A 26,881-nucleotide genomic window follows, 5' to 3' on the forward strand; every position below is an offset into this window, starting at 1 on the left:
ATTTGATTTTGGGTTCCCCCATTAACATTATCGGTAAATTATTCTATTAAATCAAGGGATTTTGATAGGCAGAGCTTTTGCTCTCCCACCATATCTATAGCATTATAAAAAAACACTTTTCTAATTAGGACTATATAATTCACTGTGCCGGAGCAAATCCCCGACCAAGCGACTCATCGTCCTCTACCCAGTCATATTTCAGAATAAGCGGAGCAGGCACAACAGTCTCCAGTTGCTCTACACTCTCCCGCACATCATCATCAAAGTATCCTATAGCAAGTACAAGGGAAGAGATCAAGTTAGACAAAGATCTGGCGCTTTCACCAATCGTTTCCCAGTTGAATTTCTCCCCCAGTACTGTTGTCCAACCTTGGGACTGCCCGATGGAGATTTGCAAATGAAGTTCCCATTTAGGCTCCATCTTAGCCGTCCAATAGGAGGACAGGACGTAAATCACTTCATCATTTGCCAAAATCACCGAATGAATGGAACCTTTGATTGCGGTCTCCGCTAAATGCACTCCTTTTTGGGAAAAAATATCAACAACGGAGTAGCTTTCAATCGAGTTATCCATTAAGCGACTTTGAATAACGTTGCCGCATCGGCCGAGAATTGGCTGAGTTATTGCAAAACCTTTAGTTTCCGCTCTCCATAGCTGTTCACCGTCTCGCGTTAAACAAATGAATTCCCCGCCGGTCAAATTTACGTATAAATTACCGTCTGCGCCCAGGGAAGGGCTGGTATCAACGTAACTTTCCTCCGGTTGGTATATCCATTTCACTTCGCCATCCGGAGCAATGGCATATAACTGGCTAGAAAGACACCAATACATAACCCCATCCTGATCTATGACAGGGGGACGGTGCCCTTCTCCTTGACCCATCCGTTTCTCCCACAACAACTCTCCATCAGGAATAAAAACATAAAGTTTGGAATTCACATTTTGACCAACATATATGATTCCTTCACGGGAAATAACCGGATCGCACCAAAATATGGACGAGCACTTGTAAACCCATCTTATGGTTCCATCCGCGTCAAAAGCATAGAGTCTCCCAATAATTTGTGACTCCTCTTCATATGTACACAGGTAAATATGCCCTTCGCTGTTTACCACCGGCCTGCCATACGGCACACCATCCACTGCGGTCTTCCAATTTATCCGGCCGTTTTCGTCAACCGAAATGAGCTGATTATCTCGAATGCTATTGGTCGCAACCAAAATGGAGGCTGGGCTGATCAGCGGGGGGAGACATAAGGGATGCCTTAGTCTCCAATAGCAGCTCCACGGTGTCAGATTCAAAGCAAACCCGAAACAGTTTGCCATATTGATGATTAAGCTCGAAATCACCCTGCCCCACAGCCAAAATGGCTCTCCCTTGTTCATTCACTGTAAACGAGCTTAATCCATATGAAAAATCCGGCCGCCCCGAGTCAACAACTCGCTTCAAAACTGAAAGCGATGTTGGAGCTCTGAATCGGGATTGTCTGGTCCAATTCGCCTCAATGGGATGAATGGCTAATGGACGATAGCTGCCTTGTTGAAAACCGCCTATTCCTTCGTTGTTATTATAATCGACCATAATTTTCCCATCCTTTGTTATATAAGTTAAGGGATACAAACTGGAAAATTTGTATCCCTTAAGCCTAATTAAAATCTTAGCTAGGCTGGTTTGGTCAAACAAGTTATCCGAGCCGGACCTGTTAAGGTCGAATTTCCCCGAGTCTTTGGACACATTGAATTCGTCGTAGCGATATCGTGTGATATGCTCACATTAATGAATCACCATCATAAATTCAACGTAAAAAGCGAAAAACTGCTTCCCATAACATGGGTTAGATGTGTTGATGGTTGAACGAAGGGTTCATTCGGCATTGGGTACTGGGGCGGGCTATAACTAATAAAAGAAACCACATGGAGTATTATTCACATGTGGTTCTAACTTAATTATTTAAAAAATTAATCAATCCCAAAACACTAATCAATCTTCAATGGCTCAATTACACCGGATCTCAGGGGAATCTGAGAAATAGAATAAATGTATTCTATACAGTTATTTCGTAGGCGAATGCAATCATTTTGACTTTAGTTGCATTTTCTACAACTAAAAACACGAGAAGCCACCACTAAGGCTGTAAATCAAGAAAATAGCTGTACAAAATACACTTACATCCATCGGCTGGAGGGATTCGAGAAATATAGTTGTACGATGTACAATTAAACTCGCTTCTACGTATTGCTCCCCATGACTTTCTATACAGATAGATGGTGAATAGACCCTTATAGCTCTGCTCTCTTTACTTTATCGGGACTATACTCCCACATCTGCAGCCCCGCACCGATCATTCCACATAAATTACCATGATAGGCTGCTTCAATACGAACATTTTCCAGCATCGATGGCATTACTCTGCCCTTTACTTCCCTTCTAATGCCTTCAAACAAAAGTTCGCCTGCTTCAGCAACTCCACCGCCAATGACGATGACTTTAGGGTTAAAAATATGGATTAATGAAGCAATCGCGGATCCGAGCGCAGCAATCGTGTCTTCCATTAACGCTGTAGCCAGAGAGTCACCTGCCCGCCATCTCGCTATCACTTCCCGTGAGTCTACATTCTCTGGGGACTGGTTATGTAATAAAAGCTTGTCGCGCATGCGACGTGCGATACTTGTGCCTGAAGCATACTGCTCCAAACAGCCTGTTCCACCACAAACGCATGCAGGTCCTTTGAAATCTACGGACATATGCCCTAACTCTCCAGCCCCACCCCAAGAACCGTGGACAAGATGGCCGTCTACGACTACCGCTCCACCCACGCCCGTACCAAGGGCAAGACAGATAAAGTCTTTTACCTCTTTGCCTGAGCCTAAATATTTCTCTGTTAATGCTAATACATTCACGTCATTATCAACGATTACCGGAAGATGAAACTGTGTCTGAAGCAACTCCTTCAAAGCTGTGCCAGCATAGCCAGGGATAAGCTCCGAAGCGGAGCGGATACGCCCCGCCTCCCAATCCATTTGCCCTGCTGATCCTACGCCAATTCCTTGGAGCTGAATTCCCGCTTGTTGTGCTATTATTTCATCCATTAATGTCCGAATTGCTAGTATAATGCGATCTATTGTTTTCGTCTGTCCAGCCAATGTGCTTAGGCTTACAGTATGTAAAACGTCCCCTTGTGAAGAGACGAGTCCGGCATTAATTTTCGTGCCGCCAATATCTACTCCGATCGCATATTCTATATGAGGATCATACCCTTCCATCGCGGACTCACCTCCGTCAGTCATTGAAATTGCTCACGGCCTTAACATATCTCGAAGTGATCAATTGTGGCCTAGTAATTGCACTTCCTACAACAACATAGGATGCCCCCGCATTCTTAGCTTTTGCTGCGTCTTCCGGTGTCCATATCCGTCCTTCCGCAACAACAGGAATGTTCACTAATTTGCTTAATTGTTGAATTAAGACAAGGTCCGGTCCTTCCTGCTGTGTACTGTATGGGGTGTAGCCTGAAAGCGTGGTACCGATGAAATCCACACCTAATTTCTCAGCGGCAAGCCCTTCCTCAAATGTCGAAATATCCGCCATAACCAGCACACCTCTCAGATGTGCATATTCTATTAATGGCTTTACTGACTCTAAGCGTTCTTCCCGATTCGTTACATCAAGCGCAACAATCTCTGCTTTTGCAGAAACAATCGCCTTCACTTCATCTAAGGTTGGTGTTATAAATATGGCTGATCCGGGAATATCCCGTTTAATAAGTCCAATGACCGGTACATTTACTTCTTTTTTGATAGCTACAATATCTGGAACACCATTTGTCCGGATTCCTATAGCTCCTGATTGAACCGCTGCTCTTGCCATTTTAGCCATTGTATCCCCACCATGAAGCGGCTCATGCTCAAGTGCCTGACAGGAAACAATCAGACCTTTCACCGGAAAGATATCACTTATTCGAGTCATTATTAACCCTATCCCTTCGCTTCAAGAATATAATCTAATATTCTATTGTTCAGAGCTTCCACCCGCTCCTGATCGGAATCCTTAATCGGTAAAAGCGGCATTCTTGGCTGACCTGTTTCAAATCCGCGCACACTAAGGATAGCTTTACACGCACCATATAATGAAGGAAAGGATAGCAATTCAACAATGAGATCATTGATGATAAACTGCCATTTCTGCGCCTCAGCCATCTCTCCTTGCACATAACATTGTTCCACTTTTAGGAATAACTCGGGCATCACCCCATAAGTTCCACCAATCCCGCCATCTGCCCCAATACTGCGGCCCGCCAAATACTGCTCATCTGGTCCATTTAAGACTAGAAAATCCTTCCCGCCTGCGGCTTTAAATTGCTGAAGCTCAAACGTGCTCTCCGCCGAAATTTTCACCCCGATTACTTTATCCTGAGCTGCCATCTTAATCAGCAAGCTTTTCGATAATTGAAAGCCTGTAGTTTGCGGGATGTGATAGATAATAAATGGAAGCGCCGTACTATCAATAATCGCCTGCCAATGACTTTCAACACTTTCCGGTGACAGACGATAATAGATCGCTGGAACAGCCGATACGGCATGTGCGCCAACTTTCTCAGCATGGATAGCTAGTTCAACACTGTCTCTTGTAGATGGGGCACCCACGTGAGCAATGATTGTAAGCTCTTTTCCAACCTCTGCTATAACTGCCTCGAGCATTTGTTTGCGTTCTTCTACAGATTGCAGCATACCTTCGCCAGAGCTTCCGCCAACATAAAGACCTTTTACTCCCGTAGAAGCATACTGACGAACTAATTTTCGGGCTGCTTCTTTATCGATTTCCCCCTCAGCATCATAACTGGAGTACATAGCAATAATAATGCCTTTAAAGGATTCAAGATCATATGATTTCATAAATTACAGCCTCCATCGTTTAATTCATTACTATTAATTTTCGTTGTTATAGGAATAATTAGCCTTTTACAGCCCCCATAGTAATCCCTTGGGTAAAGGCTTTTTGGAACATTAGAAAAATTGCAATCATAGGAATAGAGGCTAACGCAGCACCCGCCATAAGCAGTCCATAGTTTGTTGTGAATTCACCCCGAAGAGTCGCTACCCCAAGTGGTAATGTCATCATTGAAGTCGATCTGGTCATGATCAGCTGACTGAAATAATCATTCCAAGAAGTGATGAAGGTAAAGATTGCCAGTGCCCCTATTGCAGGCTTTAACAAAGGTAAAATGATGGTTCCGAACAAACGAATCTCAGAGCTGCCATCTATTTTGGCTGCTTCAATTAATTCTCCTGGAATGGTCTGCGCGAACTGCTTCATTAGAAAGACTCCAAATGGCCAGCCAATCGCCGGTAAAATAAGCCCTTTATACGTGTTGACCCACCCAAAATCTGCAAGCATCGTAAACAGCGGGACAAGAATAACTTGCTTAGGCAATGCCATAGCGGCAACAAACATCGTAAAGATAATCCCTCGGCCAGGAAAAGACTTTTTGGCAAGCACATAACCAGCACAGGAAGAAACGATACAAATCGCTGCCATTTCGCAAAAAGCAATGATGAAACTGTTAAACATCCAGCGCTCAACGGGATTCTTAAATAACTCGGTCCAGTTTTGCAGAGTCGGCTTAGCCGGAAACCATTCCGGGGGGATCGTTGTTGCTACAGTCTGAAGCTTAAATGCCCCTGAAACCACCCAATAAAAAGGGAAGATAAAAAACAACGTTGCTAGAATCAACAGGATGGTCGCTAATATTTTTGGAATCGTCAATTCTTTTTTCCATTTGCTTACTTTCTTAGATTGGCCAATAGGTGCTCTCAGTTCTAACGGATTCGTAGAATTCATGATGTCCCCTCCTTAATACTCAACATCACTGCCAAAGTATTTGAATTGAATGATAGAAATGATCCCGATCACAATCGCAAGGATGACACCCATCGCCGAGGCATATCCAAAATGACCGAGCATAAAGGCTTGTTCGTAAACGCCATACATAACAGTCGATGTGCTATACACAGGTCCACCCGAGGTGAGCAACTGAATTAGTGCAAAACATTGAAAGGTGTTGATCGTGGTAATCACGATAATATATAAGTTCGTTGGCATTAGCATTGGCCATAATATTTTCCGGAAAATCTGCCAAGGCGTCGCTCGATCAATCTCAGCTGCTTCTATGTAAGAAGTAGGAATGTTCCCAATAGATGCCACATATAAAATGATCGGCTGCCCTACAGAGGTCGTTATCAGAACCACGATAATAGCAAGCAGTGCAGTCCTCGTATCTCCTAACCAGGATATAGGCTCCATTCCCAAAAAGCTGGTCAAATAATTTAGAATCCCATAGTTCGGATGATAGATCCAGCCCCAAACGACTGTGATGCTTACGACCGAGGATACAGCCGGCAAATAGAACACTCCGCGGAAAAACGATCTGGCAAACTCTTTTTTCTTATAAATATTCATAGAGATAAATAACGAGAAAATAATAACGATGGGTACGGTGATGAGTACAAGCAATAATGTATTTCCCATCGACTTCCTGAAGTTATCATCTTTTATTAAGGAGATATAATTATCGAGGCCAATAAAGCTGAAATCTCTCAAGGAGTAATCAAAGAAACTAATATAGACCCCTTTCACCATCGGATAAGCTACAAAAAGCAGGAAAAACCCAAATGCCGGCACTAAAAAGAGATAACTCATCATCCAGTCACGAATCACATAACCTTTTATTTTGCGAACCGTTGTCCCCACAGTCCTTCCCCATTTCTTCGATGATTTAAAAAGAAAAGAGTGCTTGCCGCACTCTATTCTTTTGGACACCATTCACTTTTTTTATTTCATTGCAGCCTTTGCTTTCGTAATCGCTTCGTTTGCTTTTGCAGCAAAGCTGTCCAAAGCTTCTTTACCGGTTGCTCCTCCAGTTAAAGCACGTTGTAATTCAGGGAACCAGAAAGTACGAATATCAGCATATCCATCGGCAATGGTAGGTGCATCTGTTGTGAATTTACGAGCATACTCAGCGTATTTGTACTCTGCATCATCATAGAGGCCTGTAATCGAATTACGAACAGACAGACCACCTGTTTGAATCAAGTTTTTCTCCCCCCATACAGGATCATTAGCAATAAAATCAATCAGCTTCTTAGAAGCTGCAATCTTAGCTTCATCACCATTATTGAATACAGCCATACCGCCGAGGTAAGGTTCAAGCTTAGGTTCCGATCCATCTAAAGTAGGGAATGGAAGCAGAACATCTTCGAATTCAACCATTTTTTTAGATACGTTCTGAGCTTTAAGTACTGCAGAATAGTTGAGTGTAAAGGCTAATTTCCCTTGTAAAAATAAGTCGTTCACGTCAGCAGCCGCAAGGGAAGCCGCACCAGAAACGCTAAGTTTATCTTTTGTAGCTTGAACGATCCAATCCAACGCTTTCGCAGCATTATCAGTATTGATCGCGACTGCGGAATTATCTTCATTTAGAAATCTGGATACACCTAAGTTAGCAAGATATGCACGAGTTCCTTGATCTCCAGCCTGACTCTTCGCGAAGAATCCGGTAGGAATAACATCAGGTGCTTTTTCTTTAACAGCTTCCAGCGCTTTCTTATATTCTTCAAACGTCCAAGTTCGGTCTTCCTTATCCAGAGGAAGCAAATCTAGCGCGCCAATCTTCTCAAAAACGGTCTTGTTTACCGCCATCATAAAAGGAGCTGTATTGATCGGATACATAAAGATCTCTTCGCCAACACTAGACTGTTTCCAAAAGGCTTCCGAAATATCATTTTTCACTTCATCGGTCACCATATCATTAAGAGGTGCTAATAAGTCCTTTTTACCCCAGTCTATAATCCGTCCAGGAGCATCATAAATTACATCAGGTGCGGTATTCGAAGCAATTGCCACATTCAGTTTTTCAGGGCCGCCTTCAAAGGTGATCATCTCAAGGTTGACTTTAATTTCCGGATTCTTCTCATTAAAAGCTGCAATGATTTCCTTCTCATATTTGCCAACTTCACCATCTAAAGCTTGAAAGCTCGGAAAATTCCACCATGTTATTTCTACTGGTTTAGCAGCAGTCTCGGTGGCCGCGGGCTCACTCTTATCAGTATTATTACTTGGTTCATTGGCGGAATTCGCTGTATTCGTATTTCCGCATGCAACTAACTGTGTACCTAAAAGTGCGACACCAACAATGCTCATTAGCCCTTTTTTCATTGCTCTCATGTGCTACCCCCTATTATTTTTGTGGAATAGAATGCTTTCTCATTCCTTGCGCTAATCATAAATCAATTATAAATTCAGGAGAATCCCACTCCTTTTACATTTAGGGTCGTATTCTGACCTATACCTTCTTTCAGCCCCTCTTCAATGTTATAATACATTACATATTTCACCTATAATTATTTTAATTTTTAGCTTATAACTTACATTTGATGATATCGTTGTTGAAAAATCCACTATAAATCTAGTCTTCCGGAGGGATTTCATGTACAAGCTTATGATTGTAGAGGATGAACCGTTAATACGGACGGGATTAAAACATTACTTTTCGTGGCAGGAGCTTGGTGTTCAGAGTATTGTTGAAGCGGAGAATGGAAAAGAAGGCGTCGCTACCGCACTACGTGAGCAGCCAGATTTAGTGATCACTGATATTCGCATGCCCGAAATGGATGGTCTTCAGATGATAGAAGAGCTTCGCCAATTCCTTCCTGATACTTTGTTTATTATTTTGACAGGATTTAATGATTTCGAATACGCTCAACGAGCCATCAAACTTGGGAGTGTGCATGCTTTTTTACTCAAACCTCTGGAATATGAAGAAAGCCTAACCGTGATTCAAGAATGCATGAACAAGCTGCAACTTAAACAACAAGAACAAAGGAAACGTTCTACTCTGGAAGGCTCACAACTTATAAAGCTACTACTCGAAGAAGAACAACCTGCAATTGACACTAATTTAATCGCTGAATTATGTAGTTTCAAAAGTAAACATTATCTGTATCTCCCTTTTGTTTTGGCAGGTTTCCCTATCAGAGAAACACCTTCACCATCCACAAGGTGGATGCGAGAACAGGCGACTAAGTTCATACATCTTGCAACGGAGGCCTATCTCCCGGCAAGTCTGCCACGATCTATTTTTACATATGCTGCTAAATCCAAACTATACGGGCTAATAGTCATGGGATCACAGACTGCAACGAGCATTGTCCCTTTTGAGACCCAAGTACTTACTGAACTCGATCAGCATTTGAACAAGCTTACGTTAGAACATCATCTTGCCCTTTATCTTGCCATAGGTACAGTGACGAACGAACTGTCTCAAATCACTTCATTACTTCACGAGTCTGAAAAGCTGTTATATCAACGCTTCTATCAGAATGAACAGAATATATTCCATATCTCTTCCATAAAGGCAGGCGCCACAGCTACTAAACCAATGCTTATCCAACTAGATGACAACGATAAGAAACGAATAATCTCCTGCATCGAAAACGCCAATAAACAAGAAATTCTACAATTAATGCAACGATTGGCACAAGATATTTTGCATAAAGCAGATGGCCCTTCACCTGATCTATGGCTTGCGTATGTACAAGAAATCATAAGTGTCATTATCCGCTTCGCTAATAAAAACCACATTCATAGGGAGGGTGTGTACAGCGATAAACTATTAAACCTTACTTTTGTTGAGGATTTTCACTCCCTTGAGGTCATGTTCGAGTGGCTGGGGAATTGGATGGTTCATCTGGGGAACATATATACCGAAGGTCTGACGGATAACCATCAGCAGGATGTGATTATCTTTGAACATATTAAATCCTTCATTAGAGCTAATATTGATCAAGATATTACTCTACAAATGGTAGCGGATCGCTTTTTCTATAACCCTTCTTATTTAAGCCGTCTGTTCAAAAGAAAACTCGATAAGAACTATATGCGATTTGTAACCGAAATCCGTATGGAATACGCGCAGGAATGCTTAAAAAAACCGGAGATTCTAGTGACCGATGTCTGCACAATGTGTGGTTACAAGAGCTATAAGCATTTCGTTAAAACGTTCCGGCTCTTCACCAACATGACCCCATCAGACTATAGAAAACAATCGGGGTGGTAAGCAAAATGATGCAAATAAACCAGCCAAAAAAACGCTATCGGATGCGGCATGTCAATCGGCAGATTTTTGTGCTGATGATCCTGACCATTACCATTCCTTTGCTGATTATATCCGCGATTATCTATATTTTTTCAAATCAAGCCGTCAAAAATGAATATCAAAGCAGCTCTAATCTCATCCTTAATAATCTTTCTTTCAACATCGACCAGTATCTGCAAAGTATTGAAAAAGGGACCCTTAACGCCCAGGTAGATAGTCAATTACAAACCGCTCTCGAGCATTGGACTATCAACAAAGATAATATCGGGAATGATCTAAGTATTCAGTATGGAAACACGATTGAACAGTTCATCAGCGGGATTGAAATGACGATTAAAAATGTCGACAGTGTGCAGATTTTCGCGGGGTCACGTGTATTCTACTCCGCCAATTTCAATCGTGCGGATTATGATGTGAAGGACTACACCCAAGAGGATTGGTATTTACAGACGCAGCAAAAAAAGGGGGGCGTAATCCTGTTTGGAAGTCATCTCCCCTTCTATCGCACCAATTCCAAACAATCCGTCATCTCCATTGCCAGAGTCATTAATAAAAAAGGAAGCAAGCAGCCCTTAGGTGTCATGTTAATCGATATCCGGCTGGATTCATTACGGGAAATCTTAAAGCTGTCCGAGAATAGCAAGCGGAAATTTATTATTTTAGACGATAAGGGGGGCAACGTTTACAGCTCAGATTCATTGGAGACGAGTCCTTTAGAGCCAGTCCCTATCGACAAACAGGCGCTTAACACTTTTATGAACAATGACGCCGGGAGCTTATATGGTACTTTTGATGACAAGGATTCGTACATTAATTTTGTTACCTCTCCTTACTCCAACTGGAAGGTCATTCAATATATTGATGAAAAAGAGATGACTAAGCAGGCTTCTTTTCTTGGCAAAATCATTTTAACCTTGGCGCTCTTATCGCTTGTCACTGCACTCTTATTTATGTATATCCTCTCTGAACGCGTAACCAAACCTATTATTCTGTTAAGCCGGAAGGTGAAGCTGGTGGGGATGGGGAATTTCGATGTGGATTTGTACAGTAATCGTCAAGATGAATTTGGGGTTCTATATAATGGAATTCGTAAGATGGTTAAGGATTTGCAAAACTATATTGAGCGATCTTCGATGGCCAAGGCTCAACAAAAAGTAGCCCAATATGGTGCACTCAAAAGCCAAATCAATCCGCATTTTCTGGCAAATGTCCTTGAATCTATTCAAATGAAAGCCATCATCAATGGGCAAAGAGAGATTGGCGAGATGGTGGGGATCGTGGGCAGATTGTTTCGGATTCATATCCAGACTGGGAAAATCACCGTTACCCTGCGCGAAGAACTTGAGCATGTCCGGCTATATGTGAAGATTCAGCAGTTGCGTTTTGGGGATAAATTACAGTACATGGAGCAGCTAGATCCGCAATGCGAGATCGTTAAGGTCATGCACTTCTCCTTGCAGCCCATCGTAGAGAATGCTATTGTACATGGCCTAGAAAGCCGCAGTGAACCAGGTCTGCTTGAGGTATCCTCGGTGATATCGGGGGAGGATATGCTGATTATCGTTAAAGATAACGGCATTGGCATCGAGGAAGAGAAACTTAAACAGCTGCGTTTCCGTCTCTCTCAACCCTCAGATACCTTAGATGAAGAACATATTGGCATTAAAAATGTTCATGATCGTATTCAATTTCATTTTGGCGAAAAATATGGAATTGAAATTTCCAGTCACGTAGGTGAAGGAACGACAGTGATCATCCGACTTCCCGCGTAATCCTAAACATTTTGCTCAGTAATGCCTAATTCAGGATCAAAGGTGAGCATTTTCGTCGCTATTTTATCAATAAAAAACCGATCATGACTAACTGTTACTACAGCGCCAGGAAAATGAATCAACGCCTGCTCCATCACCTGAATACTGGTTAAATCCAAATGGTTAGTGGGCTCATCTAAAATAATGACAGCAGCTCCGGAGAGAAGGCATTTCGCTAAAGCCACTCTGGCCTGCTGTCCGCCTGAAAGGCTGCCAATCGTTTTACTCAGATCCATTTCCGAGAATTGCAGCATCGCTAGAAATTTATTCACCTTTTTCCGCGGTGCGTCCAGTCCCAGTCCATAAACATTTACGGCATGGCTGACGGTATCTTTATGATCCAGCTCATCCCACATCTGATTAAAGTACGCATAACCGACCCCGCGTTCCCAAGTCACTTCCCCCGATTCCGGTGCTTCTTGTCCAGTCAGTACTTTGATTAGTGTCGATTTTCCGCTGCCGTTCGGACCTACGATAGCTATCCGGTCTTCCTTTTGAATATCGAAGCTAATGTTCTGGAAAATGGAGCGGCCATCATAACTTTGTCCAATCCGCTTCACTTCCCCCAGCTTGTCAGGAAAACGTAAATTACTATAAATATCAGTGATTAATACGTTAACTGGATGAGGTTCCACTCGTTTTTTCATATCCGTTAGCTTACGGGATAGACGATCCTTAGAAGACTTCTTACTACCACGGTTTTCAATGGCCTCGGACTCCATAAGGAGAAGTTCTTCTTCCCACTCAAATTGCCGATCGAGCACTTTTTTACGCATCTTCTTTTTACGAACGTAATCGGTATAATTGCCTTCATATTCCTGAAAATGATAGTTCTCGATTTCTATCGTCCGCGTGACCACTCTGTCAATAAATTGCCGATCATGAGAAACCAGAAGCATCGCCCCATTGAAACGGTGCAGCCACTGCTCCAACCATACGATCCCTTCCATATCCAAAAAATTAGTAGGCTCATCGAGCAATACAACATCGGGCGCTTCAATTAAGACTTTAGCCAGTGCCGCGCGGTTCCTCCAGCCTCCGGATAACTCCTCTACAGGTTGATGCCGCGATCTCTCATCGAATCCTAATTTAGTCAGCACCGTATTGATTTCCACAGATACATTCCAGCCATCCAAATGCTCCATTTGTTCAAAAAGCTCAGCTTGGCGCTCTAAAAGTGCATTCATCTGGACATCATCCGACACCTGCCCAAGCTGTTCTCCTATTTGGTTAAGCTCCTGTTCAATGCGTGCTACCTCTTCGAAGCAAAGTTCTAACTCTTGTTGTACAGACAAAGACCCGGAAAGCTCCGAAAATTGAGAGAAGTAGCTGATCTTCACATTGGGATCTAACTCTACTTTTCCTGCCGTTGGCTCCTCTTTTCCCATGATTAGCTTAAAAACAGTAGATTTACCTGCTCCATTTCGTCCGATTAAGCCAATACGTTCACCCTTGCCCACGCGAAAATAAATATCTCGAAAGATCAATGTATTCTCATATTTCTTAGTTACGTTCTCCATTCGGATTACGCTCAAGTCTATCACTCCTAGTTCGTATAGATCAGAATTCATCGTTGAATACCCAAAAAGCTATTATAGCACTAATTAAAAAAAGGACTTTATAATCATATTATTACTTATATTTATTTCCGATATATGTATTTATATTAATATAAATTTATAAATACATAAGGAGGATTACAATGAGTTTGCTAAAATCATTCAAGAAAAATGCTAGTGTTATTATGTGCATTACCCTGCTCTTTTCTCTTTTTATTGTGTATCCGGCAAGTGCTTCTACCTTCTTCCAAGACCGCTTTGAAGAGGGCGATAATCTATGGACATCCACTAGTGGGAATTGGACTATTGTTGAGGACGAAGGCAACAGCGTATATTACCAATCTGCCACAAAAGAAGGACGTACTTCTGCAGGTGATCCAGCCTGGAGCGATTACACTGTGGAAGCGGATGTAAAAGTTGTTGATTTTAATGGCTCAAACAGAACTTATGTTGCAGGCAGATACATAGATGGAAATAATTTTTATGCAGCTTCTTTGTATAATAATAATGATGGCATGCTGGAAATCAGAAAGAAAGTTTCTGGATCTACTACAACTTTGTCCAGCAAACCTTACGCTCTGCAAACAGGAGTTTGGTATAACGTAAAACTCGAAATGAGCGGAAATACCATCAACATGTATGTAAATGATACGCTGGAGCTCTCAGCTTCCGATTCCAAATTAAAAAAAGGTGCAGCAGGGCTCGTTACCTTTAAGACAATTACGATGTTCGACAACGTGACCGTTTCTGACACCATTGGCACTACACCGACACCAACACCTACTGCTACGCCATTACCGACTGCTTCACCGACACCGACTGTTACACCAACACCAACTGCTATACCGACTCCGACTGCTTCACCAACGCCTACTGCTACGCCATTACCGACTGCTACACCAACACCAACTGCTATACCGACTCCGACTGCTATACCAACACCTACTGCTACACCGATACCTACTGCTACGCCGATACCTACTGTTTCACCAACACCGACTGTTACACCGATACCGACTTCTTCACCAACACCAACTGCTTCACCGACACCTACTGCTACGCCGATACCGACTGTTTCACCAACACCAACTGCTACGCCGATACCGACTGCTTCACCAACGCCTACACCGGTTCAGGTTAGTGAATATGATTTGGCTGGGTTTGCCATAGGAACAACAGGTGGTGGAAATATCCAAGAAACCAGTCCACTCTATAAAAAGGTATATAGCGCAGAAGATCTTGCCACTGCACTGAGAAAAGGATCCAAAATAAAGGTTATTGAAATTATGAACGACTTGGATCTGGGATGGAATGAAATTTCTGATGCGGCAAAGATCTCCCCATTTAGCGCTCATAACAGTGCTTTAACACATCCCGTATTAATAGAGACTGGTGTCAGCAAAGTGTCTATAGACAACTTCGACGGTTTGACCATTTTCTCAGCTAAGGGTGCAACCATTAAACATGCCGCTTTTACTTTTAAAAGAAGCTCTAACGTCATCATCCGCAACCTTGAATTTGATGAGCTGTGGGAATGGGATGAAGCAACCAAAGGAAATTACGATAAAAACGACTGGGACTACATCACCATTGAGAACAGCAACAACATATGGATCGACCACTGCACCTTCAATAAATCTTATGACGGAGTTGTCGATGTTAAAAAAGGCAGCAACGGCGTCACCATTTCATGGTCATCCTTCTTAGGGGATGATAGAAACGCAAACAGCTGGGTTACTCAGCAAATTAATGCTATGGAAGCCAACAAGGCTGCCTATCCCATGTACGCTTATTTAAGAAGCAGCTCAGTTGGCCTAAGTAAAGACGACATCATTGCGATTGCCGCTAGTCAAAAAAAGGGCCACTTAATAGGCGCAACAGAGTTTGCAGCTGATAATGCGCTTCTTTCTGTAACGCTCCATCACAACTACTATAAAGATATACAAGACCGCATGCCCCGCCTTCGTAGTGGTAATGCGCATGCCTATAACATTGTAATGGACAACGAAGATACTAGATTGGCTAAAAAACGTCTAACTTCCGCTATGGAAAAAGCGATCTCAAGCAAGGGGTATCATTTCGGGGTTACAAGTAACGGAGCCATCTCTACAGAAGGAGGAGCTGTATTACTTGAAAGGTCTGTAATCATTGATGTAGTGTATCCTCTTCGCAACAATCAAGCGGATGCAAGTAATAGCAAATATACGGGTGCAATCGCAGCTTTAGATACGATCTATTCACTAGATGGAGCAACGTTCAGAGGAGACAGTACATCTAAGAACAGCCCTCTCTCCCCTGTACCCGCTGCCGTTAAAGCATTTGCATGGAACGGATTCACAACACTACCTTACAGCTACATTTCAGATGACCCAGCTAGTCTAAAATCCAGACTTACCGCTGTTGACGGCTCAGGGGCAGGCAAATTGTCCTGGTCAAACGAGGAATGGTTGAAAACAAATTACAGCAACTAACTCGACTAACTAATTACTGAACACATATCCCATTACTACAACGAGAAAAGTTACTAACTTAGTTGCCACACTAGCGCCACCTTTGCACCAAATTAGCGACATATTAGTGCTACTACCGCCATATTAACGCCACATTAGCACCACATTAGCACCACTTTTGTACCGCCGAAATTGCTCAGACGCTCAGACGGTGATTTTACAGTTTAGAGTGTAATATTTACGAGGTCAGATGGCGAGTTTACTGTGCAGTATTTACGAGGCCAGACGACGATTTCACAGTTTACAGTGCAGTATTTACGAGGTCAGACGACGATTTTACAGTTTATAGTGCAGTATTTACGAGGTCAGATGGTTCGGACTCAGGAGCCCTTATTTCGAAGAATCCGAGCATTTCGCAGTGCTATCGGACTCAGATGCAGCTATTCAACCCGATATGCTCAATTTTGGTGTGGATTTAGACCAATAAGAGCTATACAGTCCGAAAACCTAGCAAAATGGTCAAAAAAGCCAAAATAGCTGCAATACAGTCCGTTAGGAGTGTTACGCGCGTGAGGAACATGAGGAACATGAGAAACGTGAGGAGCATGAGAAACCTGAGGAGCATGAGAAACCTGAGAAACCTGAGGAGCGTTATTAACTTAGTTGCCACATTAGCAACTCTTTTGTACCGCACTAATGCCACTTTTGTTCTGCCGAAATAGCTAAGACGCTCAGACGGTGATTTACAGTTTAAAGTGCAGTATTTACGAGGTCAGATGGCGAGTTTACAGTGCAGTATTTACGAGGCAGATGGTTCGGACACAGGAGCCCTTATTTCGAAGAATCCGGGCATTTCGCAGTGCTATCGGACTCAGATGCAGCTATTCAACCCAATATGCTCAATTTTGGTGTGGATTTAGACCAATAAGAGCTATGCAGTCCGAAAACTAAGCAAATTGGTCCAAAAAGCGAAAATAGCTGCAATATGGTCCGTTAGGAGTGTTAAGCGCGTACGTAACATGAGGAGCCTGTAAAACGTGAGAAACCTGAGGAACATGAGAAACCTGTGAAACGTGAGGAGCCTGTGAAACGTGAGAAGCCTGTGAAACATGAGAAGCCTGAGGAACATGTGAAGCCTGAGGAACATTAAGCGCCTATAGCCCCCCTGAGGAGCATTATGCACATACAGTCCCGATAGGAGCATCAGGAGTTTGTTCTCATTTAACAAGTGGCGTGTTTGGTGTTAAAAGGTAACTCGCAAAGTTAGTATAATGTCCCAACAATAACAAAAAGGCCGCAACCAGCGGCCTTTTTCTATATTACAACTCCCAACGCATATTCACTAATATCGCTTACCGCTCATTTTTTCAGAATATCAATATACTCTTCTTTCTCTCGATCTGCCCCCGCATTAAGTTTCAGTCGCAGTGACTTCGGGTGATCCAACACATTACTGCTGAAGTAACTTATAAATCCATCATCAGATCCACTACCAGAATTCGGATTAATTTTAATGTCGCGCTTCCCAACCTGCGCTGTTAATTCATAGGGGAGCTTTTGAAACAGTTCATTTCGGACGATCCAATCCGTTTTCAATTCCTCATTTATCGTAAATTTGAGCGCTATGCTTAACGGAGAAAGCTCGACTTCGGCTAGTTTTACTTCCTGTCCGTCAATTATGAAGGGGTGGTCTACAACTAATGTCTCCGTCTTCTGCTCCCAAAACTTAGGATCAATAGAGAAGTTCACTTTTAAACGATCAGAATACCGCATGTCGGATAAAACCGTTCCTGTTTTCGGTTTACTTAACATTCCCGGGTCTACAGAGGCAATCTGAAAATCCGCCACTACGTCTGTTGGCCTTGGTTTATTTCGGTCCAGTGAGAATACAGTTTTACCGAGCCAAGTATATATGGTTCCCTCTGCGTGTGCTCCCATTCCGCCCCTATTCCCATTCTCCTCCATTACGTCTCGTCCAGTTTCAGCTTCTGTCAGCTTCACACTATTTACACTGTACACTTCCTGACCATCACTTGTTGTCCCTGTATACAGCAGCATGATTTTATTTTCATCAGCAAGCACAGCATTTAGAGTAATTTTATATCCATTTGATTCAGCACTCTTATTAACGATTTGTACATAATCATTCCGGATTGCAGACTCTAGTGTAAGAGCATCAATATCAGCTGCAGCCAATGTTTTAAAAGGCTCCAATACGCCCCAATCGAACGTATCAACACTCGAAGTCCCTTGCTGTGGCAACAGCTGGGTTGGATTGAAGAACAGCAAGCCCGCTATCATCACTGCAGCCGCCAGCACAGACATCGCGCTTTTTGTGAATATTAACCTTCTGCCACGTTTCTTGCCTAATTCCAAACCTGCTTGGATCGCATAGATCTGAGCGGCTGCATTCTCTATTTTTTGTTCTTGTGGGATACGTCCGGCATCGCTTAACATGGCAAGCTCCTCTTGACTACTCATTGTTCCATTCACCCCGATTCTTTATGATGGTTCGCAACTGCTTGAGCCCCTTATGCTGCCAAGTCTTAACCGTCCCCTCGGGTTTATTCATAATGTTAGCGATCTCAGTCAAGGTCATATCATTGTAGTATTTTAGCAGCAGCACATGGCGATACTTGGGCTTAACCTGCTCGAGTGCCCACAGCATTTCCATCCGATGATGGCCAATGTGTGTGACCTGTTCTCCTATTCTTTCATCTACCAGCGGCATGGAACGTTTTCTCCGTCTTTGTTCATCTATGCAGACATAAATTAGAATTCGAATAATCCATGATTTGAATGCTTTGGGGTCCTTTAAAGTTTTTCTTTTAATCCAGGCCCGGCGAGTCATTTCCTGCATCGCTTCCAGCGCATCGTTTCGGTTACGCAAGTAACTATAAGCAATACTGTACAGTTGTTCTCTATGTACCAATATCGAATCGTAAAAATCTGTCTCGCTCCGAGTATCAAGAATCGTTACTTTTTTCATTTCTGCATTAGTCATCGTCATGTCCTTCCTTAGCCTCCTCTCTTCAACCTTTCATAGATTAAGACGGGGGAGGTATAGAAACGGTTTTTATTTCGTTTTGCTTTTTTTGCTCAAAGCTCTCTAAATTATAGCATTCTATAAAAATTGAACGAAAAATGTTATGATGAGTTAAATTGGACATAATTAATAGTACGCACTCAAAAGTGCCATAGGTGCTAAAAAGTACCCATACCTTGGAGGTTATCATGACAACAACATCTACAACAACTGTCAAGAAAAAATACAATATTTCTGTTGAAGCCACCCTAGAGGTCATCGGAGGGAAATGGAAATGCGTAATTCTATGTCATTTAACTCATGGCAAAAAACGCACCTCCGAGTTAAAACAGTTGATGCCCGGCATTACTCAAAAAATGTTAACCCAGCAGCTACGCGAGCTTGAGGCAGACGGAATCATCAACCGAATTGTTTATAATCAGGTTCCACCAAAAGTAGAATACGAGCTTAGTGAATATGGGGATAGTTTAAGCGATATTTTGACTGCATTATGTAATTGGGGAGAACAACATATCATTAAGCAATACGGTGATAAATACGCTGTTTTAGAGGATAACATCTTAAATAAATAAACCGCTATATCAAGAAAATGGTTGGAGATTTATGCTGTGAGAGTTGTACTTCAATTATACGCCCACGAAAAAAGGACAGCTGAATCAGATCGATTCAACTGTCCAAAGCTTTGATTCACCCGTCCCTTGAATGGCGCATTGGAACATAACTTAAATTACGCCTTCACCTCCTATAGCAGTTGCTGTGAATGATATGGGTCCAAATAGATTGATAGGCAAGTTGCTATCATTCTGAATTACCAATTCATAGTTGTGGACTCCAATATAAGCACCATCGACCCACTGAGCACTTAATTGAATATCAGTAATTGTAGTAAAACGATAAAAGGATCTATAAATATCGACTCCAGCTCGTCGGATGATAACAAGAAATTGGCTATTAGCAAGTGCAGTAAGACTAAAACTACCATTTAACTCGACTCTACTGGAGAAAGAAGCCGGATTAGCCGGACTAATATTTACTTGCGCTGTAGCTAAACCCGCTCCAGCTCCAGGAATCCCTGCAACCGTTATAGCAGTAGTAAACGGATCTAACGGGATTTTTGCCTGTGACCCATAACTTATTATTGTCGCCATTTATCATCACTCCATTTCAAGGTTATAGAGTAGTATATTGTGAATCCACAATGATAGATTGGACTTAATTCCTGATGATTATATACATTTAAGGTATACTTTGCTAGATCATATAAACCTAGATACCTCGTCAATCACCATACGATTTCTACTCATTGACAACACCCCTGTTCAGAATTACAATAATTCACATATCATGAACAACGATGACAAAGGGTAAGTAGACAGACGAACATGGTCTTCAGAGAGCCGGTGGTAGGTGCGAACCGGTGACCAGCGTATGCTCGAATGGCCTTTATAGTTGTTTTTCCGAACTATCTTAATGGATGCAGTAGGGAAAACCGGGGTTCCCGCCGTTATCAAGGGACCTGTATCGAGAATAAATTCAACCTCTCCGTACAGGTAAGAGAAGATCGAAAGCCAAGAATCGTAAGGTGACACGATCATTTAAGGTGGTACCACGACAACTTCGTCCTTATTGGATGAGGTTTTTTTGTCATTTAAAGGAGGTGATGGCCATGGATGATGGCTGGTGGTGGCGACTCGAGTGTAACCAAATGCTAAATAACAGGAGGAATTTATATGATGAACGAACGTGTCTTAACTGGAGATCGAGTGACTGGAAAGCTTCACCTTGGCCATTACGCCGGCAGCTTGCAGACCCGAGTAGCCCTTCAGGAGCAATATGAAACTTTTGTGTTTTTAGCGGATATTCAAGCCCTAACGACCCATTTTGATCGTCCACAGCTGCTGGGTCAACATCTGCATGAGATCACACTGGACTATTTATCTGCGGGTATAAATCCGGAGAAAACAACTATATTTATTCAATCGATGATCCCTGAAATCGCAGAGTTGACCCTCTTGTTCTCTATGTTTGTTACTGTGAATTCTTTACGGCATAATCCCACGATTAAAGCCGAATCGAAAAATTCGAGCTTAGATGAATTGTATTACGGTTTTCTTGGTTATCCAGTTAGTCAGACTGCTGACATAACATTTTGTAAAGCAACGATCATTCCTGTAGGGGAAGACCAGCTCCCTCATCTGGATTTAACCCGCAAAATCGTCCGCAGATTCAACGAGCTGTACAGCCCGATACTGGTGGAACCCAGAGCACTGATCAGTGAGACTCCGAGGCTTGTGGGTACGGATGGCAACGCTAAAATGAGTAAAAGCCTTGGCAATGCCATCGAGCTGGACTCCACTAAGGAAGAGATTATCTTTAAGATACGAAAAGCCACAACCGATCCAGCGCGTGTGCATAAAAATGATCCTGGACATCCAGATATCTGTCCTATTTTTGCTTATCATGGTGCTTTTCGCTCAGCGGGGGTAACCGAAATTCGTGAAGGCTGTGAGCGGGGTACCATGGGTTGTTCTGCTTGCAAACAGTTGATTTCGACAGCTCTAGATCAGCTTATAGAACCGATGCGAGAGCGTCGTTCCTATTATGCTACTAAGCCCAAGCTTGTGCAGGAAATCTTAATCTCTGGAACACAGCATGCCCGCAGCATTGCTCAAGAAACAATGGCCGAAGTACGTGAGGCTATGAGTCTTAACTATTTTTCAATCTAAAAATGACCAATATAGGCACTCAAAAAAAGCCGGAATCTCATTGGAAGAGATCCGGCTTTTTTCTTCTCCTTACAACACCCAATTTCCCTTACGGAATACGGGTTCAATCGTGCCGTCCACCAGCTCTCCGTCAATATCCAGCTCTGCTGAACCGATCATAAAATCGACATGAGTTAAGCTGACATTAGCTCCTCTAGCCACAAGCTCTTCGTTCGTAAGCTTTGTGCCGCCTTCAATATTTACAGGATAAGCACTTCCTAGCGCGAAATGGCAGGAGGCATTCTCATCAATCCCTGTATTGTAAAAAATGCGGTTCAAGCGAGAGATTGGAGAATCATGCTGCACTAAGGCTACTTCTCCTAGATAAGATGCACCTTCATCCGTTGCCAGCAGTGAGGTTAAATGTTCGCGTCCGGATTCAGCTTCATAAGCTACGACTTTCCCTTTTTCAAAAGTGAATGAAAGTCCTTCAACTAACCGTCCATTCAAATTAAGAGGGAGCGTGCTTCTAACTGTGCCATTAACGCCAGTCCGATGGGGCATGGAATAAATCTCTTCCGTTGGCATATTAGCTACAAAATAAACGCCTTTATCATTCTCACCGCCACCCCCGCGCCATAAATGGCCTTCCGGAAGCTCTACATGCAGATCCGTTCCCGGAGCACGGTAATGCAAGCTTTTATAACGTTTAGTGTTCATTCTGTCCTGACTTTCTTTCAACTGACCAATATGCTCTCTCCAAGCAGCTACCGGATCATTGCTGCCCACACGATTCATCTGGAATACAGCTTCCCACATCGCCTCTACCCGCTCTTCTTCAGGAAGATCGGCAAAAACCTTGTTCGCCCAAGCACGTGTTGGCGCTTTGACCAGAGACCAGCTGATTTTGCTGTTCCGAGTATATTTGGAGTAGTTCTTGCGAGCAACAGCCGCTGCTTTGACTGCTCTAGATACCTTAGAAGAATCAATGCCATTAAACAGTTCAGGATCAGGTACTTTAATATGTAAGATGGCACCATTCTCTTCCGCGAATTTCTCCATCATCTCAGCCTGCCACTGTGGATAGTAATCGAAAGAATCCTCTGGGGCTTTTTCATAACGGATCCGTGTAGTTGCTTCATCGTCCCAGTCAACAATTACATATTTAGCTCCCGCTTCATAGGCTTTCGCTACAATCAAGCGAGTAAGTTCTGCGGTTTCTATCGGTGCATGTACCATAAGGACTTGTCCAGGCTGTACATTTACTCCTACTTTTACAACTAGGTTCGCATATTTCTCCAGCATTACTTCAAAATCTTTCATGAATTCTCTTCCTCCATCTCTAGGGTTGCTATAAGCACTCGGTCAGCTTCACTTCTTATTTTAACGCAAAACGAGGATAGTTGCGATTCGATTTAGATTCTCAGCTACTTCACTTCAAGTATTTCACCTGTATAGACACCTAGATCATTCTTATGAATCTCTACATTGGACGTTCCGATCTGCTTATCATTATGGTAAGCAATCACTGTGATCTTGGTATCCTGAGGTTCATCTATTTGCTTATTCCCCCCATCCATTGGACTCCAATAAATTTGATCTCCAGATTTGATTTTCAGCTCAAGACCTTTGTTATGCACCTTGTAGTCAGGGGGAGTCCATAACAATAAATTGCCGGATGTAGCCTGTATCTTAATAACATCCGCCCCTTCAGCAGTTATAAGCATAGGTAATCCTGGAGCACTACTATCAGTCACCCTGTATTCCGCTGTTGGGAACATAACATCCGGTTTTACCTCAAGTGATTGATTATTATGCCGCAAAATAAAGAAGAAAAAAAGTAAAATCGTTAAGCCCATGACGCCTCCGATGATTATTTTTTTCACTATTCAACCTCCCTTCCACCCTAATACTGTAACATATTTCCTTAATTTGGACAGTTATGAGCCAAATTAAGCGGCTCCCGCGAGGAACCGCTCACTTCAATCCCTATTTTTTATCCACCTGTAACAGTGTCACTGTCTTCAAAGCATAAGTATGCATGATTTTATCCTCTGAAATTACATTCAACTTGGTCAAGCTTGCCACCTTTGCCGGATCTGATTTGGAGAGCAAACGCCACACTTCGGGGTCTGATAAGGTCTCATATAACTTTGCATCATCATATTCTTTGCGGTTTTGCACGACCAGCTTCACTTTATAGCGGCCAATTTCAGTCTCGTTAGTTTCCTGCTCACTACAATAATTTAAAATATCCTGACGAAGCTCGGCCAATTCTTTTTCAATATCCTTTTGCTTTTGCTTGAGCCGATAATACTGCTGAACCTTTTTCTCCATCCACTTCACGCTCCTTCATAGACATATGTATGCCGGAAACGTTGGATAAATTAGTTGAGTTCCCTATCATAAAAACTTATAATGAGCCGGGGATAGCTAATTTCCAAGTAGAGTCAAATTTCTTATAAAAACAATTCCACGGCAGGTGACTTATGTTTCATTCGTACTTTTTTCCAATTTCGTATGCGTTCATGATGTTTCCAATAGCAGCGCTGGTCTTCACACTACCTTTTCTTATCGTACAATACCGCAGACATGGCTATATACATAAGCTTAGAGCTTTAATCCTATATCTGCTGCTGCTCTATCTGATGAACGCTTATTTTCTTGTCTTGCTTCCTTTTCCATCCTCCCGGCACAATGCTGCACCTTCTGGGAGTGTCGTCCAATTCATTCCCCTTCAGTTTATTCAGGATATTGTGGATGGATCGTCAATCATCCCTGAACAAATCTCGACCTACTGGTCATTACTGCGTGAGCCTGCATTTTTACAGGTCATTTTTAACGTTGCATTGACTGTACCGTTTGGAATGTTTTTGGGCTATTATTTTCGTACACGCTGGGTCGTGTGCATTCTACTATCCTTTGCCTTTTCCTTGTCCTTTGAGATCACGCAGATTACAGGAATTTATGGTTTCTTCGATCATCCTTACCGTCTTTTTGATGTCGATGATCTCATTACCAACACAATCGGAGGGATTTTTGGATTTCGAATTTCCATTTGGATCTCCGGGCTATTGCCACGTATAGAACAACTGGATACAAACATTGACCGCTCTGCCAAAAGAGTCTCCTATACCCGCAGAGGAATAGCTTTTCTAATCGATAGTATGGTGTGGAGCATCGGGTTTGGGGTACTCTTCGGATTCGATATAAAAGCTGCCTTCTGGATTGTAACTGGTATTTACTTCATGCTTGTTCCGGCTCTCACGGGCGGACGGACCTTAGGGAAATGGATGGTGCGGATTCGGGTGAAGAGCAGCGGAAATCATGCTTTTTTCTGGGCTCTGATGATCAGATATGGCCTGCTATATTGGGTGCTGCTTGGGATTCACGCTCTTTTGCTTGATTCCGCCCTTCTAGGGCATCTTTCCTCCGTATGGAATATGCTTATTCATCTGTTTGTTCTATTGATAGACTTGGCTTTCTTTATTCATTTAGTCATTAGTATATTCAAAAAAGAAACTCAGCTAATATATGAGAAACTAAGTCGAACTTCTCATGTTATTTCTTGGCCAGAGAAACGGCTCCAATCTGATGTATCCAGCAACAGCCCTGTAGAAAGCTAAACTAGTTATTTTTTAAATGGTATTTTTACATTGGAAATTATTATAGAATTAGGAGGTGAGCATTCTCAAAATTTAGGAGATGAGCGTATGGAAACTACAAGCAGCTTGCAGTTATCTAGAAGTCTTCCAGAAGAACAGGGGATTTCATCAACCGCAATATCCTGCTTTATTAGTGCAGTAGAAGAACAAAATTTAGGCCTGCACAGCTTTATGCTATTACGACATGGTTATGTGGTCTCTGAAGGCTGGTGGGCTCCTTACAGGTCCGTTCTTCCGCATATGTTATTTTCCCTTAGCAAAAGCTTCACCTCAACCGCAATCGGGTTTGCTGTTACTGAGAAACTTGTCACCCTCGATGATTCTGTCCTCTCCTTTTTCCCTGAAGAGGCTCCTTCGATTATCACGGAGAATCTATCCAATATGACAATCAGACATCTATTGATGATGGGTACCGGGCATGTCGTGGATACTATGGACACCCTTCGCAAAAGTACCGACGGGAATTGGGTGAAAGCTTTCTTCTCCGTCCCCGTCGAGAAACAACCGGGTACACATTTCCTATATAATACCGGTGCTACTTACATGCTGGCCGCGATCCTTCAACGGGTTACTGGCCAAACACTGCTAGAATATTTAGAACCGCGCCTCTTCGTTCCTCTGGGCATTCACGGTGCAACGTGGGAGTCTTGTCCACGTGGAATTAACACAGGGGGATTTGGCTTAAACATTACAACCGAGGATATCGCTAAATTCGGCCAGCTATACTTACAAAAAGGAATCTGGAATAATCAACGGGTTCTGCCTGAAAAGTGGATTAATGAGGCTACTTCCAAACATATTTCCAATGGCGAAGGTGATCATGACTGGGCAATGGGATATGGGTATCAGTTCTGGCAATGCCAGCACGGTGGCTACCGGGCAGATGGCGCCTTCGGTCAACTCTGTGTTGTGCTTCCGGAGCAAGATGCCGTAATTATTACTACTGCTGCATCAGACAGTATACAAGGAATGTTGAATGCTGTGTGGGAACATCTGCTTCCCGCGATGAAGCCAGCTCCCTTGCCATTAGAGCCGGCTGCTTCTGCCCACTTGGTTGAAAAATTAAAGAATTTATCTATCCAACCGCCACAACTGCAGCCCTCTTCATCACAAGAAGAACGAATAAACGGCTTAACCTATAAGCTCGATGACAACCAATTTGCCTTGGACACCTTCTCTATCTCTTTCAATAACAACGAAGCTGCAGTTACTTTACAATTTAAGACTGGAGAGGATTCTGTGATCTGTCTTGGTCGAGGGAAATGGCTCGAAAGCTTCGCACAGGTCATTGATGCTTCCTTGAACCGAATCATGTCCAGCTTTACTTGGGTTGCTGATGATCAGCTACAGCTTACTTTATTGTTTATTGAAATGCCTTTCTGCATAACTCTTGAAATAATCTTACTAGAGAATCAGCTAATTCTTAAACAAAAGTTTAATGTGAATATGGGACCGACTGAATTCCCTGAGATCATTGGCAGACTATAATTCTT

Annotated in this window: 22 protein-coding genes, 1 pseudogene and 1 other annotated feature; of the genes and pseudogenes, 8 read left to right on the forward strand and 15 right to left on the reverse strand. The window is 42.7% G+C overall.

Going from position 1 to position 26,881, the window contains the following annotated elements; translation table 11 throughout:
- Nucleotides 1-139: 139 nt before the first annotated feature.
- The 8 genes from MHH63_RS15050 to MHH63_RS15085 form a co-directional block, all read right to left on the reverse strand.
- Complete coding sequence (locus MHH63_RS15050; RefSeq protein ID WP_341171741.1) at nucleotides 140-1,222, reverse strand: PQQ-binding-like beta-propeller repeat protein; 1,083 nt, start codon at nucleotides 1,220-1,222, stop codon at nucleotides 140-142.
- Nucleotides 1,206-1,583, reverse strand: coding sequence for a hypothetical protein (locus tag MHH63_RS15055; RefSeq protein ID WP_339173735.1), 378 nt, complete (start codon nucleotides 1,581-1,583; stop codon nucleotides 1,206-1,208). The genes MHH63_RS15050 and MHH63_RS15055 overlap by 17 nt, the downstream gene beginning before the upstream one ends.
- Nucleotides 1,584-2,281: 698 nt before the next feature.
- Nucleotides 2,282-3,289: an ROK family protein gene (locus MHH63_RS15060; RefSeq protein WP_341171742.1), complete on the reverse strand. Its 1,008-nt coding sequence runs from the start codon at nucleotides 3,287-3,289 to the stop codon at nucleotides 2,282-2,284.
- Nucleotides 3,282-3,968, reverse strand: coding sequence for an N-acetylmannosamine-6-phosphate 2-epimerase (locus tag MHH63_RS15065; RefSeq protein ID WP_038570497.1), 687 nt, complete (start codon nucleotides 3,966-3,968; stop codon nucleotides 3,282-3,284). Before MHH63_RS15065 ends, MHH63_RS15060 begins: the two co-directional genes overlap by 8 nt.
- A gap of 8 nt (nucleotides 3,969-3,976) precedes the next feature.
- Complete coding sequence (locus MHH63_RS15070; RefSeq protein WP_076301844.1) at nucleotides 3,977-4,894, reverse strand: dihydrodipicolinate synthase family protein; 918 nt, start codon at nucleotides 4,892-4,894, stop codon at nucleotides 3,977-3,979.
- A gap of 58 nt (nucleotides 4,895-4,952) precedes the next feature.
- On the reverse strand, nucleotides 4,953-5,840 hold the full coding sequence (locus MHH63_RS15075; protein ID WP_051491452.1) for a carbohydrate ABC transporter permease: 888 nt from the start codon (nucleotides 5,838-5,840) through the stop codon (nucleotides 4,953-4,955).
- 12 nt (nucleotides 5,841-5,852) lie between these two features.
- Nucleotides 5,853-6,749 (reverse strand): carbohydrate ABC transporter permease, encoded by an 897-nt coding sequence (locus MHH63_RS15080; RefSeq protein WP_428323518.1) that lies wholly within the window; start codon nucleotides 6,747-6,749, stop codon nucleotides 5,853-5,855.
- A gap of 81 nt (nucleotides 6,750-6,830) precedes the next feature.
- Nucleotides 6,831-8,222, reverse strand: coding sequence for an ABC transporter substrate-binding protein (locus tag MHH63_RS15085; protein WP_076301843.1), 1,392 nt, complete (start codon nucleotides 8,220-8,222; stop codon nucleotides 6,831-6,833).
- A 262-nt stretch (nucleotides 8,223-8,484) separates the two neighbouring features.
- Here MHH63_RS15085 and MHH63_RS15090 point away from each other — a divergent pair, with 262 nt between their 5' ends.
- Entirely contained in the window at nucleotides 8,485-10,113 is a 1,629-nt protein-coding gene (locus MHH63_RS15090; RefSeq protein WP_076301842.1) for a response regulator transcription factor, read from the forward strand.
- Nucleotides 10,114-10,118: 5 nt separating this feature from the next.
- Nucleotides 10,119-11,924: a cache domain-containing sensor histidine kinase gene (locus MHH63_RS15095; RefSeq protein ID WP_076275825.1), complete on the forward strand. Its 1,806-nt coding sequence runs from the start codon at nucleotides 10,119-10,121 to the stop codon at nucleotides 11,922-11,924.
- A 2-nt stretch (nucleotides 11,925-11,926) separates the two neighbouring features.
- Here MHH63_RS15095 and MHH63_RS15100 read toward each other — a convergent pair whose 3' ends face one another.
- On the reverse strand, nucleotides 11,927-13,498 hold the full coding sequence (locus MHH63_RS15100; RefSeq protein ID WP_076280789.1) for an ABC-F family ATP-binding cassette domain-containing protein: 1,572 nt from the start codon (nucleotides 13,496-13,498) through the stop codon (nucleotides 11,927-11,929).
- Nucleotides 13,499-13,707: 209 nt separating this feature from the next.
- On the opposite strand from MHH63_RS15100, the pseudogene MHH63_RS28605 reads away from it, so the two are divergent.
- Nucleotides 13,708-14,259, forward strand: a pseudogene (locus MHH63_RS28605) (LamG-like jellyroll fold domain-containing protein); the annotation flags it as partial.
- 363 nt (nucleotides 14,260-14,622) lie between these two features.
- Nucleotides 14,623-15,993, forward strand: a complete 1,371-nt coding sequence (locus MHH63_RS28610; RefSeq protein ID WP_445255035.1) for a pectate lyase family protein — start codon at nucleotides 14,623-14,625, stop codon at nucleotides 15,991-15,993.
- Between the two features lie 1,338 nt (nucleotides 15,994-17,331).
- Here MHH63_RS28610 and MHH63_RS15110 read toward each other — a convergent pair.
- Nucleotides 17,332-18,453 carry a DUF4179 domain-containing protein gene (locus MHH63_RS15110; protein WP_341171743.1) on the reverse strand — a complete coding sequence of 374 codons (1,122 nt, stop codon included), beginning with the start codon at nucleotides 18,451-18,453 and terminating at the stop codon, nucleotides 17,332-17,334.
- Nucleotides 18,446-18,982 (reverse strand): sigma-70 family RNA polymerase sigma factor, encoded by a 537-nt coding sequence (locus MHH63_RS15115; protein ID WP_341171744.1) that lies wholly within the window; start codon nucleotides 18,980-18,982, stop codon nucleotides 18,446-18,448. Before MHH63_RS15115 ends, MHH63_RS15110 begins: the two co-directional genes overlap by 8 nt.
- Before the next feature lie 224 nt (nucleotides 18,983-19,206).
- Between MHH63_RS15115 and MHH63_RS15120 the strand changes: the two genes are divergently transcribed.
- Entirely contained in the window at nucleotides 19,207-19,590 is a 384-nt protein-coding gene (locus MHH63_RS15120; protein ID WP_076125996.1) for a winged helix-turn-helix transcriptional regulator, read from the forward strand.
- 150 nt (nucleotides 19,591-19,740) lie between these two features.
- On the opposite strand, the gene MHH63_RS15125 is transcribed toward MHH63_RS15120, so the two are convergent.
- Nucleotides 19,741-20,166 carry a hypothetical protein gene (locus tag MHH63_RS15125; protein ID WP_036686349.1) on the reverse strand — a complete coding sequence of 142 codons (426 nt, stop codon included), beginning with the start codon at nucleotides 20,164-20,166 and terminating at the stop codon, nucleotides 19,741-19,743.
- A gap of 197 nt (nucleotides 20,167-20,363) precedes the next feature.
- Nucleotides 20,364-20,646 (forward strand) — a binding site (T-box leader).
- A 102-nt stretch (nucleotides 20,647-20,748) separates the two neighbouring features.
- Between MHH63_RS15125 and trpS the strand changes: the two genes are divergently transcribed.
- The gene (gene trpS, locus MHH63_RS15130) at nucleotides 20,749-21,744 is read left to right on the forward strand and encodes a tryptophan--tRNA ligase (protein ID WP_340918160.1); all 996 of its coding nucleotides are present in this window, start codon (nucleotides 20,749-20,751) and stop codon (nucleotides 21,742-21,744) included.
- A gap of 69 nt (nucleotides 21,745-21,813) precedes the next feature.
- Here the strand turns inward: trpS and MHH63_RS15135 are convergent, their stop codons facing one another.
- From MHH63_RS15135 to MHH63_RS15145, 3 genes are all read right to left on the reverse strand, one after another.
- Nucleotides 21,814-23,046, reverse strand: a complete 1,233-nt coding sequence (locus MHH63_RS15135) for an aminopeptidase (RefSeq protein ID WP_341171745.1) — start codon at nucleotides 23,044-23,046, stop codon at nucleotides 21,814-21,816.
- 104 nt (nucleotides 23,047-23,150) lie between these two features.
- On the reverse strand, nucleotides 23,151-23,609 hold the full coding sequence (locus MHH63_RS15140; RefSeq protein WP_341171746.1) for a hypothetical protein: 459 nt from the start codon (nucleotides 23,607-23,609) through the stop codon (nucleotides 23,151-23,153).
- Nucleotides 23,610-23,712: 103 nt separating this feature from the next.
- The gene (locus MHH63_RS15145) at nucleotides 23,713-24,060 is read right to left on the reverse strand and encodes a hypothetical protein (protein WP_076219158.1); all 348 of its coding nucleotides are present in this window, start codon (nucleotides 24,058-24,060) and stop codon (nucleotides 23,713-23,715) included.
- Nucleotides 24,061-24,212: 152 nt separating this feature from the next.
- Between MHH63_RS15145 and MHH63_RS15150 the strand changes: the two genes are divergently transcribed.
- Nucleotides 24,213-25,349: a VanZ family protein gene (locus tag MHH63_RS15150; protein WP_341171747.1), complete on the forward strand. Its 1,137-nt coding sequence runs from the start codon at nucleotides 24,213-24,215 to the stop codon at nucleotides 25,347-25,349.
- 87 nt (nucleotides 25,350-25,436) lie between these two features.
- A complete protein-coding gene (locus MHH63_RS15155) occupies nucleotides 25,437-26,876 on the forward strand; it encodes a serine hydrolase domain-containing protein (RefSeq protein WP_076279802.1) in 1,440 nt (479 codons plus the stop codon).
- Nucleotides 26,877-26,881 lie beyond the last annotated feature (5 nt).

This window comes from Paenibacillus sp. FSL H3-0310 (assembly GCF_038002785.1).
In the GTDB taxonomy this organism is placed as follows: Bacteria; Bacillota; Bacilli; order Paenibacillales; family Paenibacillaceae; genus Paenibacillus_AQ; species Paenibacillus_AQ odorifer.

Coding starts and splice junctions, on each gene's coding strand:
- MHH63_RS15125 (WP_036686349.1), bottom strand. CDS start 20,166: ATGGCGACAATAATAAGTTATGGGTCACAGGCAAAAATCCCGTTAGAT.
- MHH63_RS15085 (WP_076301843.1), bottom strand. CDS start 8,222: ATGAGAGCAATGAAAAAAGGGCTAATGAGCATTGTTGGTGTCGCACTT.
- MHH63_RS15075 (WP_051491452.1), bottom strand. CDS start 5,840: ATGAATTCTACGAATCCGTTAGAACTGAGAGCACCTATTGGCCAATCT.
- MHH63_RS15145 (WP_076219158.1), bottom strand. CDS start 24,060: ATGGAGAAAAAGGTTCAGCAGTATTATCGGCTCAAGCAAAAGCAAAAG.
- MHH63_RS15065 (WP_038570497.1), bottom strand. CDS start 3,968: ATGACTCGAATAAGTGATATCTTTCCGGTGAAAGGTCTGATTGTTTCC.
- MHH63_RS15150 (WP_341171747.1), top strand. CDS start 24,213: ATGTTTCATTCGTACTTTTTTCCAATTTCGTATGCGTTCATGATGTTT.
- MHH63_RS15110 (WP_341171743.1), bottom strand. CDS start 18,453: ATGAGTAGTCAAGAGGAGCTTGCCATGTTAAGCGATGCCGGACGTATC.
- trpS (WP_340918160.1), top strand. CDS start 20,749: ATGATGAACGAACGTGTCTTAACTGGAGATCGAGTGACTGGAAAGCTT.
- MHH63_RS15090 (WP_076301842.1), top strand. CDS start 8,485: ATGTACAAGCTTATGATTGTAGAGGATGAACCGTTAATACGGACGGGA.
- MHH63_RS15070 (WP_076301844.1), bottom strand. CDS start 4,894: ATGAAATCATATGATCTTGAATCCTTTAAAGGCATTATTATTGCTATG.
- MHH63_RS15055 (WP_339173735.1), bottom strand. CDS start 1,583: ATGGTCGATTATAATAACAACGAAGGAATAGGCGGTTTTCAACAAGGC.
- MHH63_RS15095 (WP_076275825.1), top strand. CDS start 10,119: ATGATGCAAATAAACCAGCCAAAAAAACGCTATCGGATGCGGCATGTC.
- MHH63_RS15120 (WP_076125996.1), top strand. CDS start 19,207: ATGACAACAACATCTACAACAACTGTCAAGAAAAAATACAATATTTCT.
- MHH63_RS15155 (WP_076279802.1), top strand. CDS start 25,437: ATGGAAACTACAAGCAGCTTGCAGTTATCTAGAAGTCTTCCAGAAGAA.
- MHH63_RS15060 (WP_341171742.1), bottom strand. CDS start 3,289: ATGACTGACGGAGGTGAGTCCGCGATGGAAGGGTATGATCCTCATATA.
- MHH63_RS15135 (WP_341171745.1), bottom strand. CDS start 23,046: ATGAAAGATTTTGAAGTAATGCTGGAGAAATATGCGAACCTAGTTGTA.
- MHH63_RS15115 (WP_341171744.1), bottom strand. CDS start 18,982: ATGACGATGACTAATGCAGAAATGAAAAAAGTAACGATTCTTGATACT.